Origin of the sequence: uncultured Dokdonia sp., from assembly GCF_947496725.1 — a bacterium.
In the GTDB taxonomy this organism is placed as follows: domain Bacteria; phylum Bacteroidota; class Bacteroidia; order Flavobacteriales; family Flavobacteriaceae; genus Dokdonia.
Genome location: NZ_CANMDS010000002.1, coordinates 288,276 through 306,819, shown reverse-complemented (window position 1 = coordinate 306,819; position 18,544 = coordinate 288,276). Strand labels below are relative to the sequence as shown.

The 18,544-nt window shown below is 39.2% G+C and carries 17 protein-coding genes; 9 read left to right on the top strand and 8 right to left on the bottom strand.

Features of this window, described 5'->3' with window-relative positions; genetic code table 11:
• Position 1: 1 nt before the first annotated feature.
• The 7 genes from hemF to hemA all read right to left on the bottom strand — a co-directional run bounded on the left by hemF (position 2) and on the right by hemA (position 6,205).
• The gene (gene hemF, locus Q0948_RS05215; protein WP_298349521.1) at positions 2-907 is read right to left on the bottom strand and encodes an oxygen-dependent coproporphyrinogen oxidase; all 906 of its coding nucleotides are present in this window, start codon (positions 905-907) and stop codon (positions 2-4) included.
• A gap of 22 nt (positions 908-929) precedes the next feature.
• Positions 930-1,688 carry an EI24 domain-containing protein gene (locus tag Q0948_RS05210; protein ID WP_298349518.1) on the bottom strand — a complete coding sequence of 253 codons (759 nt, stop codon included), beginning with the start codon at positions 1,686-1,688 and terminating at the stop codon, positions 930-932.
• 68 nt (positions 1,689-1,756) lie between these two features.
• Positions 1,757-2,224, bottom strand: coding sequence for a hypothetical protein (locus tag Q0948_RS05205; RefSeq protein WP_298349515.1), 468 nt, complete (start codon positions 2,222-2,224; stop codon positions 1,757-1,759).
• A 26-nt stretch (positions 2,225-2,250) separates the two neighbouring features.
• On the bottom strand, positions 2,251-3,279 hold the full coding sequence (gene hemE / locus Q0948_RS05200) for a uroporphyrinogen decarboxylase (protein WP_035334967.1): 1,029 nt from the start codon (positions 3,277-3,279) through the stop codon (positions 2,251-2,253).
• 100 nt (positions 3,280-3,379) lie between these two features.
• A complete protein-coding gene (locus tag Q0948_RS05195) occupies positions 3,380-4,060 on the bottom strand; it encodes a uroporphyrinogen-III synthase (RefSeq protein WP_298349512.1) in 681 nt (226 codons plus the stop codon).
• On the bottom strand, positions 4,057-4,971 hold the full coding sequence (gene hemC, locus Q0948_RS05190) for a hydroxymethylbilane synthase (protein WP_298349509.1): 915 nt from the start codon (positions 4,969-4,971) through the stop codon (positions 4,057-4,059). The genes Q0948_RS05195 and hemC overlap by 4 nt, the downstream gene beginning before the upstream one ends.
• Positions 4,964-6,205, bottom strand: coding sequence for a glutamyl-tRNA reductase (gene hemA / locus Q0948_RS05185; protein WP_298349506.1), 1,242 nt, complete (start codon positions 6,203-6,205; stop codon positions 4,964-4,966). Before hemA ends, hemC begins: the two co-directional genes overlap by 8 nt.
• 217 nt (positions 6,206-6,422) lie before the next feature.
• Here hemA and Q0948_RS05180 point away from each other — a divergent pair, with 217 nt between their 5' ends.
• Both Q0948_RS05180 and hemH read left to right on the top strand, forming a co-directional pair.
• On the top strand, positions 6,423-7,313 hold the full coding sequence (locus tag Q0948_RS05180) for an AraC family transcriptional regulator (RefSeq protein ID WP_298349503.1): 891 nt from the start codon (positions 6,423-6,425) through the stop codon (positions 7,311-7,313).
• 113 nt (positions 7,314-7,426) lie between these two features.
• Positions 7,427-8,467 carry a ferrochelatase gene (gene hemH / locus Q0948_RS05175; protein ID WP_038597988.1) on the top strand — a complete coding sequence of 347 codons (1,041 nt, stop codon included), beginning with the start codon at positions 7,427-7,429 and terminating at the stop codon, positions 8,465-8,467.
• Positions 8,468-8,476: 9 nt separating this feature from the next.
• Here hemH and Q0948_RS05170 read toward each other — a convergent pair whose 3' ends face one another.
• Positions 8,477-8,848: a hypothetical protein gene (locus tag Q0948_RS05170; protein ID WP_298349496.1), complete on the bottom strand. Its 372-nt coding sequence runs from the start codon at positions 8,846-8,848 to the stop codon at positions 8,477-8,479.
• A gap of 212 nt (positions 8,849-9,060) precedes the next feature.
• Here Q0948_RS05170 and Q0948_RS05165 point away from each other — a divergent pair, with 212 nt between their 5' ends.
• The 7 genes from Q0948_RS05165 to Q0948_RS05135 all read left to right on the top strand — a co-directional run bounded on the left by Q0948_RS05165 (position 9,061) and on the right by Q0948_RS05135 (position 18,528).
• A complete protein-coding gene (locus Q0948_RS05165; RefSeq protein WP_298349493.1) occupies positions 9,061-10,446 on the top strand; it encodes an MATE family efflux transporter in 1,386 nt (461 codons plus the stop codon).
• A gap of 112 nt (positions 10,447-10,558) precedes the next feature.
• A complete protein-coding gene (locus tag Q0948_RS05160; RefSeq protein ID WP_298349491.1) occupies positions 10,559-11,608 on the top strand; it encodes a T9SS type A sorting domain-containing protein in 1,050 nt (349 codons plus the stop codon).
• A 107-nt stretch (positions 11,609-11,715) separates the two neighbouring features.
• Positions 11,716-14,817, top strand: coding sequence for a glycosyl hydrolase (locus Q0948_RS05155; RefSeq protein ID WP_298349488.1), 3,102 nt, complete (start codon positions 11,716-11,718; stop codon positions 14,815-14,817).
• Positions 14,818-14,945: 128 nt separating this feature from the next.
• Positions 14,946-15,614 carry an outer membrane beta-barrel protein gene (locus Q0948_RS05150; protein WP_298349486.1) on the top strand — a complete coding sequence of 223 codons (669 nt, stop codon included), beginning with the start codon at positions 14,946-14,948 and terminating at the stop codon, positions 15,612-15,614.
• An 81-nt stretch (positions 15,615-15,695) separates the two neighbouring features.
• Positions 15,696-16,247 (top strand): CopD family protein, encoded by a 552-nt coding sequence (locus Q0948_RS05145; protein WP_298349483.1) that lies wholly within the window; start codon positions 15,696-15,698, stop codon positions 16,245-16,247.
• On the top strand, positions 16,247-17,695 hold the full coding sequence (locus tag Q0948_RS05140; protein ID WP_298349479.1) for an ATP-binding protein: 1,449 nt from the start codon (positions 16,247-16,249) through the stop codon (positions 17,693-17,695). The genes Q0948_RS05145 and Q0948_RS05140 overlap by 1 nt, the downstream gene beginning before the upstream one ends.
• A gap of 62 nt (positions 17,696-17,757) precedes the next feature.
• Positions 17,758-18,528, top strand: coding sequence for an enoyl-CoA hydratase-related protein (locus Q0948_RS05135; protein WP_298349476.1), 771 nt, complete (start codon positions 17,758-17,760; stop codon positions 18,526-18,528).
• Positions 18,529-18,544 lie beyond the last annotated feature (16 nt).

The following is an 18,544-nucleotide window of genomic DNA, read 5'->3' as shown; positions in this document are numbered from 1 at the left end:
CTTAAGAAACCCACTCCTTCGGTTGCTGCAGTACTTTTATTAATCGTTCTTCTTCGCTTCCAGGTGCTGGGTGGTGATCATATTTCCACTGTACTACGGGAGGAAGGCTCATTAAGATGCTTTCAATGCGGCCATTGGTTTTGAGACCAAAAAGGGTTCCTTTATCGTGTACTAGGTTAAATTCTACGTAACGACCACGGCGTACCTCTTGCCAGTCTTTTTGTTCTTTCGCGAAAGCGGTATCCTTTCTACGCTCCACAATAGGGACGTATGCCTCTAAGAAACTATCACCAACTGTGGTCACAAAGTTGTACCAGTCTTGCATAGAACGCTCTGTGGTAGCTTTGCAGTAATCAAAAAATAAACCTCCTATACCGCGACCTTCATTGCGGTGTGTGTTGTAAAAATACTCATCACAACGTGCTTTGTATTTTGGATAAAAGTCGGCATCGTGTGCATCACAAGCGGATTTACAGGTTTGGTGAAAGTGCGTTGCGTCTTCATCAAAAAGGTAATAAGGAGTGAGGTCTTGCCCTCCACCAAACCATTGATCTACAATGTTTCCTTCTTTGTCATACATCTCAAAGTAACGCCAGTTTGCGTGCACCGTAGGAACCATAGGACTCTTAGGATGAAGCACTAGAGATAAACCGCAGGCAAAGAAATTTGCATCTTCTACGCCAAAGTATTTTTGCATTGCCTCTGGTAACTCGCCGTGCACTTGTGATGTGTTTACACCTCCTTTTTCAAAGATATTTCCGTTTTCAATCACGCGTGTGCGACCACCACCACCTTCTGGGCGTTTCCAGTTGTCTTCTTGAAAGCTGGCCTTACCATCTAGTTGCTCTAGTGTGCTAGTAATTTGATCTTGAAGATTGAGTATGTAGTTTACAAATTGTTCTTTCATTATATATTTTTTAGGTGGTGACCTATGCAGTCAGGCTAGTGTGATGATCCTTGTCAAGTAATTTTATGGTTTGTACCGTCGCTGCAGTTACAGATATGGGTAAAACGAGTATAATTCCTACAAGTGGAATGATAAGAAACAGCATAAATACAATACCGTTACCTATGGCTTGGCCCTTGTTTCTTTTTACAAAATCTACGCTTTCTCTATACTTAAAATGACGTTCTAGTGTATAGTCCATATTACCAAAACCTGCGTAGTATGCTTGCGTGAGAAACAGTAACACTGCTGCCGCAATACTCCCTATAATTGGGATAAAATTGAGCAGTAAGATAGGTAGTGTGATAAGCAGTTCTAGACCCAAGTTACGCACGTTTATGCGTATGCCTCGTATAAGTTGTTCGGTGTTTGAGGTGTCTCTATGGGTGTGATTTTCTCCTTTGAGGTGAGCTTCTATTTTTTCTGAAACAGGGCTCATAAATGGCGCGCTCAGTGCCATAATAATGTGCTTATACAAGATAAGGCCTATGGCGATAATGAGCAGTGCGCTTACTATCTCTGCAAATATAAAGAAGGCGTGTCTTCCCGTTTCCCAAGGCCAGATTTGCTCTACCCAGTGACCTATATTATCAGAAAAACCCCAGGCAGATGCTGCAATCATCGAGGCAGTAATAAGACTTATAGCCATTGGGATGGCAAAATACTTCCAAAGCCCCAGCTTTGAGATTAACCCAAATGATGATTTATACGTCTGTAATCCGTTTAAGATGCCTTTTATCATATGTTTGATTTATGATGCTGGTTATTCTATCTAACAAAACTTAAAGATACTCACAGTTTTGTAGATATTTAAACCGTTTCCTCTATGTAAATGAGGTAATCACAACTATCTGCAAATTCTTGTTTTGCAGTACGCTTTCGCGAAAGCGGGACCATCTCCAGTAGTTGTGTCACCAGTTGCTCTTCGTCTTGCCCGCAAAGACTAGTGATGAGGTCGCGCCCCACGCGGTTGTTATGCAAGTCCATCGCACGCTCTAAAGGTGCGTTAGGAGAAAAATCTTCGTGCCAGTCTGTAAACCGTTTTGCCCACGCAAGCGAGCGCTGCAGCGGCAAGCCTCTTTGCACACTAAGGTGTACGATAAGCATATTCCACAGGGCGTGTCTAAAAGCATTTTCTGGGCCGTTGAGGTGCTGTTTTTTGCCATAATGTTTATTACATATAGCAACTGTTTTGCGAGTCCCCCTTATGGTAGGAATCACAAATCTAGGATGGCGGGCACTGAGCCAAAAAAGGCTCCACAGCTGTTTAAAATCCATAGATTTGACAACAGCCCAGACGTTCATTATGCTTTGTACTCTTTTACTGCTTCTATAAATGCACCTGCATTTTCTATAGGAATGTTAGGTAAAATACCGTGACCAAGATTTACAATGTACTTGTCTTTGCCAAATTCATTAATCATCTCGTGCACCATTCTCTTGATCTCGCTAGGAGGTGAGAATAATCGAGTAGGGTCAAAGTTACCTTGCAGCGTGATATTACCACCAGTAAGGTAGCGAGCGTTGCGTGCAGAGCAAGTCCAGTCTACACCTAGTGCAGATGCTCCAGACTTTGCCATTTTATCAAGTGCAAACCAGCATCCTTTTCCAAAGGCAATTACGGGAGCCTCATCTTTAAGTGCGTCTATAATTTGCTGTATGTATTGCCACGAGAATTCTTGATAATCTACTGGTGAGAGCATTCCTCCCCAGCTATCAAAAACTTGTACTGCATTTACACCAGCCTCTACCTTTTTCTTAAGATAAGCAATGGTAGTATCTGTGATTTTTTGAAGTAAAGCGTGCGCGGCTAGTGGTTGTGTAAAACAAAACTCCTTTGCCTTGTCAAAGTTTTTTGACCCTTGACCTTGTACACAGTAACAAAGTATCGTCCACGGTGATCCTGCAAAACCTATAAGCGGAATCTCGTCATTCAGTTTTTCTTTAGTCATCTTAATGGCATCCATCACATAGCCTAGCGTCTCATCGATATCTGGAACAATTACTTGCTCCACATCTTTTGCAGATCGTATAGGGTTAGGCAACCACGGCCCTACATTAGGCTTCATTTCTACATCAATATTCATTGCCTGTGGGATCACTAAGATGTCAGAAAATAAAATAGCAGCATCCATCCCATAACGACGTATAGGTTGTACGGTAATCTCACTCGCAAGCTCAGGCGTCTGGCAGCGTGTAAAGAAGTCATACTTTGCTTTAATTTCCATAAATTCTGGAAGGTATCTTCCAGCCTGACGCATCATCCATACTGGTGGACGGTCTACAGTTTCTCCTTTAAGTGCTCTTAAAAATAGGTCGTTTTTTATGCTCATATCTCTAGGTCTGTTCGAGCGCAGTCGAGAACTTAATTGTACTCTTATAATGAACCTCTCGACTGCGCTCGAGGGGACAATTTTATGTTTTTCTAGACGCTTATGTTCTAGATTCTTCTTTCAATGTTTTCACCGCCTTAGCAATGGTGCTTTCTATAGTTGTTGCATTAGACACGATTACTTTTTTAAAGTGTAATCTAGCTGTTGTGGCAGTGGTCTCGCCTATGCAAAAGGCTATGCTGTCTATTGCTCGTGTGTTTTTGTTTGCTTTCGCGAAAGCGTTCACACCACTCGGACTAAAAAATAAAATTCCATCAAATGTACGGTCAAAAGACTGTGTTATTTGATGAGTTTCATAAACCACCACCTCTTCACACGCTACATTATTTTCTTTGAGTAATGTAGGTAGCTCATCTCTGCGCTGTCTCCCGCAGAAGTAAGTGAATGATTCGTTTTTATGGTTTTTGGCTATAAAATGAGCCAATTCTTCTCCATTATGAGCTGTTTTTGTCACTTTTATGCCATTTTCGGCTAGAAGTGCTGTTGTTTTTATGCCAACAGCAAAACAACTTTCTATACTTTCTAATTCTTCATTAGAAAGGTTGTTACATAAAGCGCGTACTCCATTTTGAGAGGTGATAATGATATTTTTTAGCTTTCGCGAAAGCGTAAAAGCAACCTCTTGTGTACGTATCCCATCATATTCCACAAATTGTAAGCCTGCATTGAGAAGTAGCTCTCGCTGGTTAGGCTTTAGTTTTTTTGTGGATAGCACGGTCATTTTTTCAAGCTACTCTTGATTTCCTTCATTAATGCTCTACCACCATTATCAAGAACCTCTAGCGCACAGTCTGTACCAAAACCTAGTGCATTTTCTGTTGAGACTACTTGCTCCACTTCAATCTTTGTCGCGCCGTCTAGTGAAAAAAGGACTCCCTTAAAACGTATGGCTCCATCTATTTCTTGTGCTAGTGCACCTATGGGTGCGGTACAACCGCCTTCTAGCGTGCGTAAGAACTCACGTTCTATATGTGTGCACAATGCTGTTGTGCGATCGTTAAGCTTTGCACAAGCTTCTTTAGAAAATGCATCTTCTTCCATTGCTACCACGAGCATAGCTCCTTGTGCCGGCGCAGGAATCATCCAGTCAAGTACTTCATAATTTTCTGGAAGTACATTGATGCGTTTAAGGCCTGCCTTTGCAAAAATGGCGCCCGTCCAGTCACTTTCTCCTAGCTTTTGTAAGCGTGTATTTACATTACCACGTATATCTGTGGTTTTGTGGTTAGGGTAGCGATTGAGCCACTGGGCTTGCCTTCTTAAACTACCTGTCGCGATGGTGCAGGCTTGCTTATAATCTGGCGCGCCTTTGTGTACTAAAATATCTTCGGTCTCTGCTCTAGGTAATACTGCAGCTTGCACAATCCCTATAGGTAATGCCGTAGGGACGTCTTTCATACTATGTACGGCAATATCTACCGTACCATTGAGCATTGCAACATCTAGTGTTTTTGTAAAAATGCCGGTGATACCTAGTTCATATAACGGCTTGTCAAGTATGAGGTCCCCTGTAGATTTTACAGGTACGAGCTCTGTGGTATAGCCGTGATCTTCTAGTTGTTTTTGAACTGTTTTTGCTTGCCAGAGAGCGAGCTCACTGTCTCGAGTGCCTATTCGTATCGTTTTAGACATTATGTTGATCTAGTTGGAAAATAGTGGAAATTAAGGCAATGCTCTCTTCGGTTTCTCCATTTGCGTGACGCAGGTGATGTGCTACCTGGTTTGTGATTTTCTGAATGATTTTATCACTCATAGCTGTTGCCGTCGCCTCGCTAAAATTTGGAGTTTTCTTGCGTACATTTTCTAGCTCTGCGGCTTGTACTTCTTTAAGTCTAGCCTTGAGAGCCTTTACGGTAGGAGCAAATTTTCTGGTTTGTAACCAGGCGTTAAACTCTTCTGTAATTTCCTTTATGATGGCTTCTGCTTGTGGGATATATCCTTGACGACGCTTAAGTGTTGCGTCTGTCATTTTTGATAATTGATCTAGATGTATAAGTGTGACATTCTCTAGCTCTTCTACATCATTAGATACATTTTTAGGTATCGATAAATCTAGTATAAGAAGCGGTTTATTAGAATGAATAATCTCTTTGCTTACCGTAGGTTTTTGAGCTCCTGTGGCTACAACGAGTACATCTGTTTGTGCAATCTCACTTTCTATCTGGGCATACTCTTTTACTAGTAAGTTAAATTTACCAGCAATTTTATCTGCCTTTTCTTTAGTTCTATTAATGAGTGTGATGTGCTCATTTTTAGTGTGCTTCACTAAATTTTCACAAGTGTTGCGTCCTATTTTACCAGTACCAAAAAGAAGAATATTCTTTTCTGACATATAAGGCACGCGTGCCATTATATACTGTACCGCTGCAAAACTCACCGAAGTTGCACCACTAGAAATCTCGGTCTCATTTTTAATGCGCTTACTGGCTTGTATAACAGCGTTTACTAATCGCTCCATAAAAGGATTAATAAGTTGCAGTTTTTTAGAACGCTTAAAACCTATCTTAAGCTGACCTATAATTTCAAAATCGCCTAGTATCTGGCTATCAAGACCGGTACCTACTTTAAAGAGGTGGGCAATTGCGTCATCTCCCTTGTGTAAGTATGCTACGTCTAGAAACTCTTCTATAGTTCCGTGCGTATGCTCACATAAAATTTTAACTAGTGTAATCGCGTCTGGTGCAAAGCCGTATAACTCTGTACGGTTACAAGTAGATATTACGGTAAGAGCCGTAACGCCTTCATCGCGAGCGCCATTAAGTATGGCGGCTTGTGCTGTTTCTGATATTGCAAAATGCCCACGCGTGGTCGCGTCTGCTTTTTTGTAACTCAGACCTATGGCATAAAACTGTTGCTCTCTATTCAAAAGTATAATTCTATTTGTATCCCAAATATGAGGGAGTGCAAAAATAAAGGTCACTATCCTTAAAAAATAACGCTAGAAGAATCATTTGTGTCGAGAGCGGTTTATCAAGACTGTAATAAATCGTAAATTTGTGTAAGCTATCGCTATGACTACTAGTGACAAAGGATTACGTCCGTCTTAATTTAGAGTGATTCTAAATAAAAAAGAGATTAATAAAATGGAATTAAATAAAAAAAGTAACGCTCAAGGTTTGCTTCAAGAGATTAAAATAGAAGACGGTTTTTATGTCTTACGTTTTGATAACAATGATGCTAATGTGAGCCAAGTGGAACGAGAGGTAGATAGTAGCTTTATACAGTTTCATTTTTGTATCAAGGGTTCTGCGGTGTTTAATTTTAATAATGGAGCCTATCAACTTTCTATTACAGATGAGAATTCGTTGTTGCTATATAATCCGCAGCGTGATTTACCTATGAATCTAGAACTCGCCCCAGAGACCTGGCTAGTGAGTGTCATTATCTCTATCAAGAAATTTCATAGCCTCTTTTCAAGCGAGGCAAATTTTATGCACTTCTTAAGTGATGAAAATAAAGATAGAAAGTACTACAAGGACGGCAGCATATCGCCTAGTATGGCGATTGTACTTAACCAGTTAATGAATTACAGCTTGCACCCTTCTATAATGCAATTGTATTTTAAGGGAAAAAGTTACGAGCTATTAAGCCTCTACTTTAATAGACCTGCAGATGTAGATATAGAACAGTGCCCTTTTCTAGTAGATGAGGATAATGTGCAAAAAATAAAGCGTGCTAAGCAAATAATTATTGCAAGAATGGATGCACCACCCACACTAAGTGAATTATCAGATGAGATAGGTCTCTCACTCAGTAAATTAAAAGAAGGCTTTAAACAGATTTATGGTGACTCTGTGTTTAGCTTCTTATTTGACTATAAAATGGAAGTCGCACGGCAGTTGCTAGAGACGGGATCACATAATGTAAATGAGGTAGGTCTTAAAGTAGGTTATAGTACGGCGAGTCACTTTATAGCTGCTTTTAAAAAGAAATTTGGTACCACTCCAAAAAAGTATTTAATGAGCTTGGGGTAGGTACGCTTTCGCGAAAGCGTAAAAACTAATACCATTATCACAAAGTCTTATAACAATCATAACATTTAAAAGAAGGTTAAGCCTTATTTTTGTTAAAGAAAAATTGCCAACAAATGAACAAAGGAGTTTTAATGGTCAATCTGGGATCACCAGATAGTACAGATCCAAAAGACGTAAAAAAATACCTAGGTGAGTTCTTAATGGATGAGCGCGTAATAGATGTTCCTTATGCAGCAAGAGCATTGCTAGTAAAAGGTATCATCTTAAATACACGCCCTAAAAAGAGTGCAGAGGCTTATAGTAAGATATGGTGGGATGAAGGATCACCGTTAATTGTTCTTACAGAACGCTTGCAGAAAAAAGTGCAAAGCCACACAAAACTCCCTGTAGAAATCGCAATGCGATATGGTACACCTTCTATAAAAGAAGGACTTCAAAAATTACACGATCAAGGAATTGATGAGGTAATGCTATTACCATTATATCCTCAGTATGCAATGGCAACTACAGAAACCATCTTAGTACTAGCCGAAGAGATACGTGCTGAGTTTTTCCCTAAGATGAAGATTACAGATGTAAAGCCATTTTACAACAAGCCAGAGTATATCAAGGTGCTAGGAGACTCTATTGCAGATAGCCTTAAAGGTGTAGATTATGAACATCTGTTATTTTCTTATCACGGTGTACCAGAGAGGCACATACGTAAGAGTGATGTGACGAGTATGCACTGTAAAATAGATGGTTCTTGCTGTATGTCACAATCTAAGGCACACGAGTTTTGCTATCGTCACCAGTGTTATGAGACTACAAGGCTAGTAGGTGAATATTTAGGGATGGAGCCACTTACTTATTCTACCTCCTTTCAATCACGTTTAGGTTTTGACCCGTGGTTACAGCCGTATACAGACCGTACAATAGAACGTATGGGTAAAGAAGGATTTAAGAAAATGGCAATTGCAACACCAGCATTTGTATCAGACTGTCTTGAGACGCTAGAAGAAATTGCGATGGAGGGTGAAGAAATCTTTCACGAAGCTGGAGGAAAAGACTTCCATACCATTCCTTGTATCAATGATCGTGATGACTGGGCAGGTGTTGTTGCAGGGTGGATAAATGAATGGGCGCTTGTAGAGGCTGGTAAGGCTATAGCGTAGTTAAGTTGTTTAAGCTTTAGAGCGCAGTTTATTTTGCCTTGGGTTTATAGTCCCTTCTTTTTTAGAGAAGGTTGACTTTTCTCCAAAGGGAACCTCGTTCATAGCGCTTATTGCTTCGTCGATAGTGATGAAGAGCTTAATAGGATATTTTGTAAAATTCTGCTCAAAGTGAATTACTTTCTTCGTAGTAATTTTATCTGCTACAATGTGTAAAGCACTTATGTCTGGGTAGTACGGACATTTCATATAGACTATGGGGTCTATTGTAAAGTCTACTGTTCTGTCAAAGATGAAACCGTATTTGAGCCCGTTATAAAATGCGCGAGATTGCTCGTGAAGTTCTATGGTTTTTGAAATATCTAATACGATTCCTTCTTTCATTTTGCATATTATAAAAGTTTTATAAAACTCAATAGTTGCAAAAGAAAGTTTTTTAACTTGAATTAAATTACTCATATCTTGGGATGTTTGGGGAACATTAATTTACTGTAAACCAGTATTTTCCATTTAAATATATAGAATCTATAGGGTTGATTAAGTTAAATTTTCAATAAGTTTTAATTTTAATACAATAAACAGCGCAATTAATTACTTTGAGCACTAAAAAATCTACAGCACTAGGCACACAACCCATATCAACGTTGCTCGTACAGCAAGCTGTACCCGCATCTATAGGGATACTTGTAATGTCGCTCAATATGATAGTAGATACCATCTTTGTAGGAAGATGGATAGGTCCTCTTGCCATTAGTGCCATAACAGTAGTTATACCCGTAACCTTTTTTATAGCAGCTATAGGCCTTGCCGTAGGTATAGGTGGTAGTTCTGTACTGTCTAGAGCCTTAGGTTCTGGTGATGATGATAAGGCGCTTCGAGTTTTTGGTAATCAAATAACACTCACATTTTTAGTATCGGGATTACTAGCAATTCTAGGACTCGTTTTTCAAAATACGCTCATAGAGTTTTTTGGAGCAGATGACTCTTTTAAAGATATGGCGCTCACCTATTACCGCATTGTACTTTACGGTATTGTAATGCTTGCAATGTGTATGATGGGTAACAACGTGATACGAGCAGAGGGTAAACCTAAATTTGCGATGTATGCGATGATTCTCCCAGCCATAGGTAATATAGGGATGGATTACCTTCTTATCAATGTACTAGGTTATGGGATGGAAGGTGCTGCCTGGGCAACATTTGCGAGTTATGCGGTGTGTTTTGCTTTTATCGTATGGTTTTTCATTTTTAAGAGCGAACTTAGAATTGTACCTAAATGCCTTGTGCTTACAAGAAAAATCGTCTCAGAAATTTCTGGTTTGAGCTCTGTAACACTTGCGCGACAAGGAGTAATTTCTGTGCTTACTATATTACTTAACAATGTACTTATCAATTATGGAGACGCCCTAGATGTTGCCAGTTATGGTATTATAAGCAGGATGTTAATGTTTGCCTTGTTTCCAGTAATAGGCGTTACTCAAGGATTTATGCCTATCGCTAGTTATAATTATGGAGCAAACCAATATGCGCGTGTGCGAGAAACCATCAAGACTTCCATTCTCTATGCAGGCGGTCTTGCACTAGCTATTTTTATAATCATAATGACGGTACCAGATTTTTTTGTGTCTTGGTTTATAAGCGATAGTAATGCACAAGCCCAGGCGGTTGCAGATAATAAAGTATTGATGGAACGTACGCCTAATGCACTACGCACTGTCTTTGCTGCGACGCCAGTGATTGTAATACAGTTAATAGGAGCTGTGTATTTTCAAGCCATAGGTAAAGCGATACCAGCTTTACTGCTCAGCCTTACTAAGCAAGGCTTCTTCTTAATCCCACTGATACTCATATTACCTAACTTTTTTGGTGTTTGGGGAGTATGGATTGCATTTCCTATTGCAGATGTACTTTCTACAGTAGTTACAGGTTATTTTTTAAGGCGTGATGTAAAAGAGAATTTGGTGGTATTGGCAGAAAGATAATTTTTTTTAACTTTACGAGAATATTATATTTTTAATTAAAATGTTTTGTGCTTTACTATTACCTAATTAGTTCCTTATTAACTATTTAAGCTTGAAAAACTACATAATAATTTTGTTAGTATTATTACCACTTTGGTGTAATGCTCAAATAGATGAAATCATTGAAGAACAATGGTATTTGAGGAGTCTTAGAATTGATGGGGTTCTTTACTTTCCTCCGTATGATGCAGGAACTATATTAGATTTTTCTAGTATTGACCTTTCTAATAATGTCTCAGGAACAGGCGTTTCTAATATTTTTATTGGAGATGCTATTTTTGATATTCCAAATAGCAAGGTTACCTTTTCTAATCTAGTGTTTTCTGATGAAAGCTGTACTAATCAAGATTGTGAGTTTGAGCAGTTACTTTTTAATGAATTTCTAACCGATCAAAATGGCGGTTCAAAGACTTTCAGTTATGAGTATGTGGATTTAACCTCGTTTATAAATAAGCGATTAAGATTAATAGACGATGAGGGAAGCATAGCCGATTATGTTTTCAACCCCATACATCAACCATCTGAAGATCTATTTCAACAGTGGTATTTGTATTCATCTACTGAAGATCTTGGAGAAACGACTTTTTATGAAGGAGAGAACGTTCCTAAGTTATTAATAAATGAGAATCTTTCTTTTTATGGAGAAAATAACTGTTGGGAATACGAAGGAGTTTTTGAATACGTGAGTATAGATTTAGATGATCTCCCGCACCTGAAGGCTACGGAATTTAACCAAGAATGTATAGGAGAAAACACAGATAATATTTTTGAATTTCTTTTACAACCTAATGGAGAAATTAGAGTAACTAATGATAATGAAACACTTTATTTGGAGCTTGTTCCTGGATATCTTTACACCTTTAGAAATAGTCTCACTTTAAATATTCCTAAATCAGAGGTTTTAGATTTAGATATTTACCCTAATCCAACGTCGTCTCAAATATTTATTGACTATAAAGGGCTAATCAATAAAGTTGAAGTTTTTACAATTACAGGAGCTCTCCTTCAATCTGAAACATTCAATGTTTCAACATTTGATTTATCCAATTATCGAGCTGGAATGTATTTTCTAAAACTTTACTTGGATAACTCTACTCAAACTATAAAAGTCATAAAAAAATAAGCTACCGTTTTTTCTGTACGCTTTCGCGAAAGCGTTAAAAATTCATCCTTGCTTCTTACTTCATAGAGAATTGTGTAATTTTCTTAGCTATAACAAACACAATCCAAATGAAGACAAAATTATGCTACCTATTACTGGCGGTGTGCTCAGTATTATCTTTTGATACGTTTGCACAAACACCAGACCCTTCTACTTACGAAGCTTTAGAATATAGACTCATTGGCCCTTTCCGTGGTGGTCGAAGTGCTGCCGTTACTGGAGTGCCGGGACAACCAGACCTATTTTATATGGGGAGTACAGGTGGTGGCGTGTGGCGCACTACAGATGGTGGTAAAGAATGGGAAAATATCTCAGATGGCTATTTTGGAGGAAGTATAGGAGCCGTTGAGGTTTCAAAAAGCGACCCAAACGTTATCTACGTAGGTGGTGGTGAGAAAACATTAAGAGGTAACGTATCTTCTGGATATGGTATTTGGAAGTCTGAAGATGCAGGAAAAACTTGGATACAGTCGGGTCTTAAAAATAGCCGTCACGTGCCAAGAATACGTGTACATCCTACTAATTCTGATATTGTATATGCAGGGGTTTTAGGTAACATCTATAAACCTACACAAGAGCGTGGCGTTTATAAAAGTACAGATGGTGGTAAGACGTGGAGAAAAACACTCTTTTCTAACGCAGATAGTGGTGTCGTTGACTTAATTATAGATCCAAACAACCCAAGAGTACTGTACGCTACTACGTGGAATGCTCGTAGGACACCTTACAGTTTAAGTTCTGGTGGAGAAGGATCTGCTGTGTGGAAAAGTACAGACAGCGGTGAAACGTGGAAGGAGATTTCTACAAACGAAGGTTTTGCCGAAGGTATATTAGGGATTATGGGTATCACTGTTTCTCCAGCAAACAGTAACCGTCTGTATGCAATGGTAGAAAACCAAGAGCAAGGAGGTTTATACACCTCTACAGACGCAGGTACGACTTGGAAAAAAATAAACGACGAGCGCAAGCTACGTCAGCGAGCTTGGTATTACACACGTCTATATGCAGATACTAAGGATGAGAATACAGTGTATGTACTGAACGTGCGTTACCACAAATCGACAGATGGAGGTAAAACCTTCAGCACACATAACGCACCGCACGGAGATCACCACGATTTATGGATAGCTCCAGAAAATCCTAACCGTATGATTATAGGTGATGATGGAGGCGCACAAGTGTCTTATGATGGTGGTCGCTCTTGGAGTACATATATGAACCAGCCTACGGCTCAGTTTTATCGTGTGACTACAGATAATGCCTTTCCATACAGAATTTATGTAGCCCAGCAAGATAATAGCACAATACGCATTCCGCACCGCACAGAAGGTGGTAGCATTACAGAAAATGACTGGGAGAGTACCGCTGGTGGTGAGTCTGCACATATAGCTGTAGATCCAGAAAATAATGAGATTGTGTATGGAGGAAGTTACGACGGATTCCTCACACGTGTAAACCACGAGAAAAACACGGTACGTAGCGTATCTGTATGGCCAGATAACCCAATGGGTCACGGTGTGGAGGATATGAAATACCGCTTCCAGTGGAATTTCCCCATCATCTTTTCAAAGCATAATCCTAACAGGTTGTATACCTTCTCACAAAGCGTGCACGTGAGTGAAAACGAGGGTCAAAGCTGGGAAGTAATAAGTGGTGATCTTACGACTAACGATCCAGAAAAAATGAAATCTTCTGGAGGACCTATCACACAAGATAATACTTCTGTAGAGTACTACTGTACCATTTTTGCAGCAGCAGAGTCTCCTCTTAAGGAAGGACTTCTCTGGGTAGGTAGTGATGATGGTCTCGTACACGTTACTCGTAATGGAGGACAATCTTGGGAAAACGTAACACCTAAAGGAATGCCAGAAAATATGATGATAAACAGTGTGGAGCCATCTGCCTTTGAAGAAGGAACGGCCTACGTGGCTGGAACACGTTATAAATTAGGTGACTTTGCTCCTTATTTGTACAAAACTACAGACTACGGTAAGTCGTGGAAAAAGATTACAAGTGGTATACCTGCAGAGCACTTTACACGCGTAGTACGTGAGGACCCAAAACAAAAAGGGTTATTATACGCCGGTACAGAGACGGGTATGTACATCAGTTTTGACGATGGTAAAAACTGGAAATCATTCCAACTCAACTTGCCTATCGTTCCTATTACAGATCTTACGATTAAGGATGATAATCTCATTGTAGCAACACAGGGACGTAGCCTTTGGATTATAGATGATTTGGGAATGTTGCATCAGTCCGCTTTCGCGAAAGCGGGAACAAATAAATTGTTTAAACCTAAGAAAACGTACCGAATGGGCGGCCGTGGTGGTAGATCGAGCCTTACAGCTGGAACTAATCATCCAGGTGGTGTGATGACTTATTTTAATCTCAAGGATTTTGACAAGAAAAAGGATACCGTTACTCTTACCTATATGAGTATGGCGGGTGACACCTTACAATCATATAGTACAGGTAGTAAAAAGAAAAAGCTGAAAGCCAAAAAAGGCGGAAATATGTTTGCTTGGAATACTAGAATAGACGGCGCAGAGCGTCTAGATGGTATGATATTATGGTGGGCAAGTCTTGACGGGCCACAAGCAGTACCTGGTAATTATAAAGTGTCACTTAATGTAAATGGTGATGTGCAAACAGAGACCTTTGAGATTGTTGCAAATCCTAATGCAGAGGCGACAGTGGCAGATATGCAGAAGCAACACGATTTTATTTCTGATGTAAATAAATCTGTAGACAGAGCGCACCAGAGTATCAAAAAGATTAGAAAAATCAATAAGCAACTTAAGTCATTTACTGCGCAATATAAAGACGACCCACGTACAGAAGCACTGCGTGAGAAAGCAAAAACAATGCAGGAAGAGTTTGGTAAGATTGAGAAAGAACTCTATCAGACTAAGAACCGTTCTGGTCAAGATCCGCTTAACTTCCCTATTAAGTTAACTAATAAATTAGGGCATTTAAATAGTCTTGTAGGTATGGGAGATTTTGGACCTACAGACCAAGACGTAGCTGTAAAAAATGAACTTACGGCAGCAATCAATACACAACTCAATGCGTTTGACACAATGCTAGATGCAGAGGTGTCAAAATTTAATGAAGAGTTTAATAGCTTGAAGTTAGATTACCTTTTTGTGGAAGATGCAAAGGAGTAAATAAGTAATATTCTTATTAGAAAGGCGCAGAAGAAATTCTGCGCCTTTTTTTTATGATTTTCTTAACCAACCTATTCTGTAAATTGTCATCTATATCAAAATATTCATTCATTAATAAATCAAAAAAAATGACAAAACTTAAAACAATTACGGGACTCTGTTTATTCCTCTTTGCAATGAGCCTTACTGCTCAAGAGGCCGATAGTGGAGAAAATTTTACAAGAAAGGGCAGACTATTATTAGGTGGGTCTACAAACGGAGGTCTTAATTTCTCAAAAACTTCTTATGAATTTGATGGGGATACTGTAAGTGAAGACAAGACTAATACATTTGTGCTGGAGGGGAAAGTAGGTTATTTCATCATTGACAACTTAGCGCTTGGTGTGCAAACAGGTATATCGAGATTTAAAAATGAAGATGAGGATGGTAATAATGAAAACACATCATCAAGTTTTAATGCAGGGCCTTTTGCAAGTTATTACTTTGACGTGGGTAACTCTAAAATAAGACCTTACGTGTCGGCAAGTACCGGTATTGGATATTCAAAATTGGACGGCACTAGTGCAGTTATTATTAGTGGTGATTCAGATATTGTATTTCAGAGTTTTGAACAGAAAGATCGCACCTTTATGTGGTCTGCGGGTGCTGGAGTAGCGTTTTTCTTAAATAAAACAATCGCTATTAATGTAGAAACGGCTTATACTAATAGAACAAATAAAGATCCAGATGATGACTTTGACGCTAAGTTTACCACATCTAATTTAGGTATAACTGGAGGACTAAGTATCTTTTTCTAACATAGAGAAGTAAACTTTTTAAAAGGCGCAGAAGAAATTCTGCGCCTTTATTGTTTTGTCTTGCTTCGTATCTTTACCATTATGGCAGAATACTACCTTTATTTCAAATCCCTACACATCATTTTTGTGGTCACTTGGTTTGCTGGCTTATTTTATATGCCACGTCTTTTTGTATATCAAGTAGAAGCTAGTGAAAAACCATCACCAGATAAAGAGATACTTGGTAAGCAATTGGGCTTAATGGCACATCGCCTTTGGAAGATAATTACAGGGCCTTCTATGGTGCTCACGGTGATTTTTGGGAGTTTGATGTTTTATATAAATCCAGGGCTTTTTAGTGCCCCGTGGATGCATATTAAACTTGCTTTTATTGTGTTGTTGTTTTTATATCATTGGAAAACCTGGCGTATACACAAGACATTTCAAGCAGGTACTTTTAAATATACTTCTAGACAAATGCGCCTTTGGAATGAAGGAGCAACGCTTATACTTTTTGCGGTTGTTTTTCTAGCAGTCACAAAAAGCACAACCAATTGGATTTTTGGAATGTTAGGTCTTGTAGGTCTGGCAGTATTATTGATGCTAGGCATAAAACTGTATAAGAAAATACAAGATAAAAATCCAGATGCCTAATGCTCACTTTTAATCGTACATCCCTCGGCACAAAAATCTTTACCTCAATGCTTGCATTGGTATTGATTGCCTTCTTGATGATTGCTGCTGTCACTTACTTTCAATACAAAGAGCAAATAAGAGACTATAATGAGGAACGATTAGAACGTAAAGAGTCTTCCATAAAGAAAACCATAGACTTTGTATTAGATAATACCAGTTGGGAGCTCAAGACAGATAGAATACCGTATATCTTTAAGGAGAAAATATATGAAATCGCAAGTATACAGGGTGAGAATCTCACAATGTATGATCTAGATGGGGAGCCTCTTATCTCGTCTACAGATCAATTATTTGATAGTCCTGCGCAAAAGAAATTATGTCTTGAGACTTTAGAAAACTTAGAAAAATCTGAAGAAAAACGATATGTAAATCAACTGGATGGTGAGGTGTCTCAACAACTCTCTTATAGCTATATAAATGACCCTAAATATAGGCCACTCGCCATACTTGAAATACAGTATGAAGACAGTGAAGCTTTTATTAATAAGGAACTCAGGGAGATATTGTGGCGTCTGGTGGTGGTAAATATCCTTATGGTATTAACCGCAATTTTACTTGCTTATTTTCTGGCGAGATACATTACAAAAACGCTTAAAACAGTAGAGGATAATATAAAAGAAACCCAACTAGATAAGCGCAACGAGAAAATTGATACCACAGAGCTCCCTTCTGAGCTTACAACACTTGTAAACGCTTATAATGGGATGATAGACCAACTTGAGGGCAGTGCTGCAAAACTCGCGCAAAACGAGCGTGAGGCCGCCTGGAGAGAGATGGCAAAGCAAGTAGCTCACGAGATCAAAAATCCACTCACGCCTATGCGTCTCACGGTACAGAGCTTTGAGCGTAGGTTTGACCCAGAAGATCCCGAAGTTAACCAGAAGATAAAAGAATATAGCAGTACCCTCATACAGCAAATAGATACTATGAGCAGCATAGCGAGTGCTTTCTCAAACTTTGCAGATATGCCAGCACAGCAAAGCGAGATTCTCAATGTGCCTAATATCGTAAAGCTCTCTGTAGATATTTTTAATGAGCGTTATATAGATTTCGCTTCCGCGAAAGAGGAGATTTTCGCAAATTTTGACCGCACACAACTTATTAGAGTGGTAACAAACTTGGTAAAAAACGCGGTGCAAGCCACAAAAACAACAGAAAACCCAAAAATTTTAGTTGAGGTAAACGACCTAGATACACAAGTAGAAATAACTGTGACAGATAACGGGACGGGTATTTCTGAAGATAATTTACCTATGATCTTTGAGCCAAAATTTACAACCAAAACGAGTGGTATGGGACTGGGTCTCGCAATGGTAAAAAATATTGTGGAGACCTATAAAGGAACAATTACCTTTACAACACAAGAGGGAGACGGCACAGTTTTTAGAGTCATCTTCCCAAAATAATTAAGTATAAGCGTCACATTTTTTGGCGTATAAAAAAGACTTTCATAAACTAACTTATAGCTATGTACAATAACATACTTTCAGAAACTTCAGATAGCATCACGACTATCACGATAAACAGACCTTCAAAACTTAACGCCCTTAACAAGGAGACTATAGAGGAGCTTCATACCGCTTTCGCGAAAGCGGAAGAAGATACAGGAGTACGCGTTGTGATCATTACCGGATCTGGAGAGAAGGCATTTGTAGCAGGAGCAGACATTTCTGAATTTGCAAACTTCTCTGAAGAGCAAGGTGCAGAGCTTGCAAGAAAGGGACAAGAATTACTTTTTGACTACGTTGCCGAAATGGGTACCCCAGTCATAGCAGCCGTAAACGGTTTTGCACTGGGAGGTGGTCTAGAGCTAGCAATGGCAGCACATTTTAGAATCGCTAGTGATAATGCTCGTATGGGGCTTCCGGAGGTAAGTCTAGGTGTGATACCAGGTTATGGAGGTACACAACGCTTACCACAACTAGTAGGTAAAGGGCGTGCGATGGAGATGATAATGACTGCCGGAATGATAGATGCAAATACGGCACTTGAGTACGGACTTATAAATCACATCACAGCACAAGAAGAATTAGTACCTCTAGCAAATAAACTAGGCGGAAAGATTATGCGTAACTCACCTATGGCAATTGCCGCAGCGATTAATGCTGTAAATGCAGGTTATGAAAATGGTGTAGATGGGTTTGATACAGAGATAGAAGAATTTGGCGGGTGTTTTGGCACAGAAGACTTCACCGAAGGAACCACGGCATTTCTTGAAAAAAGAAAAGCTGAGTTTTAAGTCAGGTAAAACTATA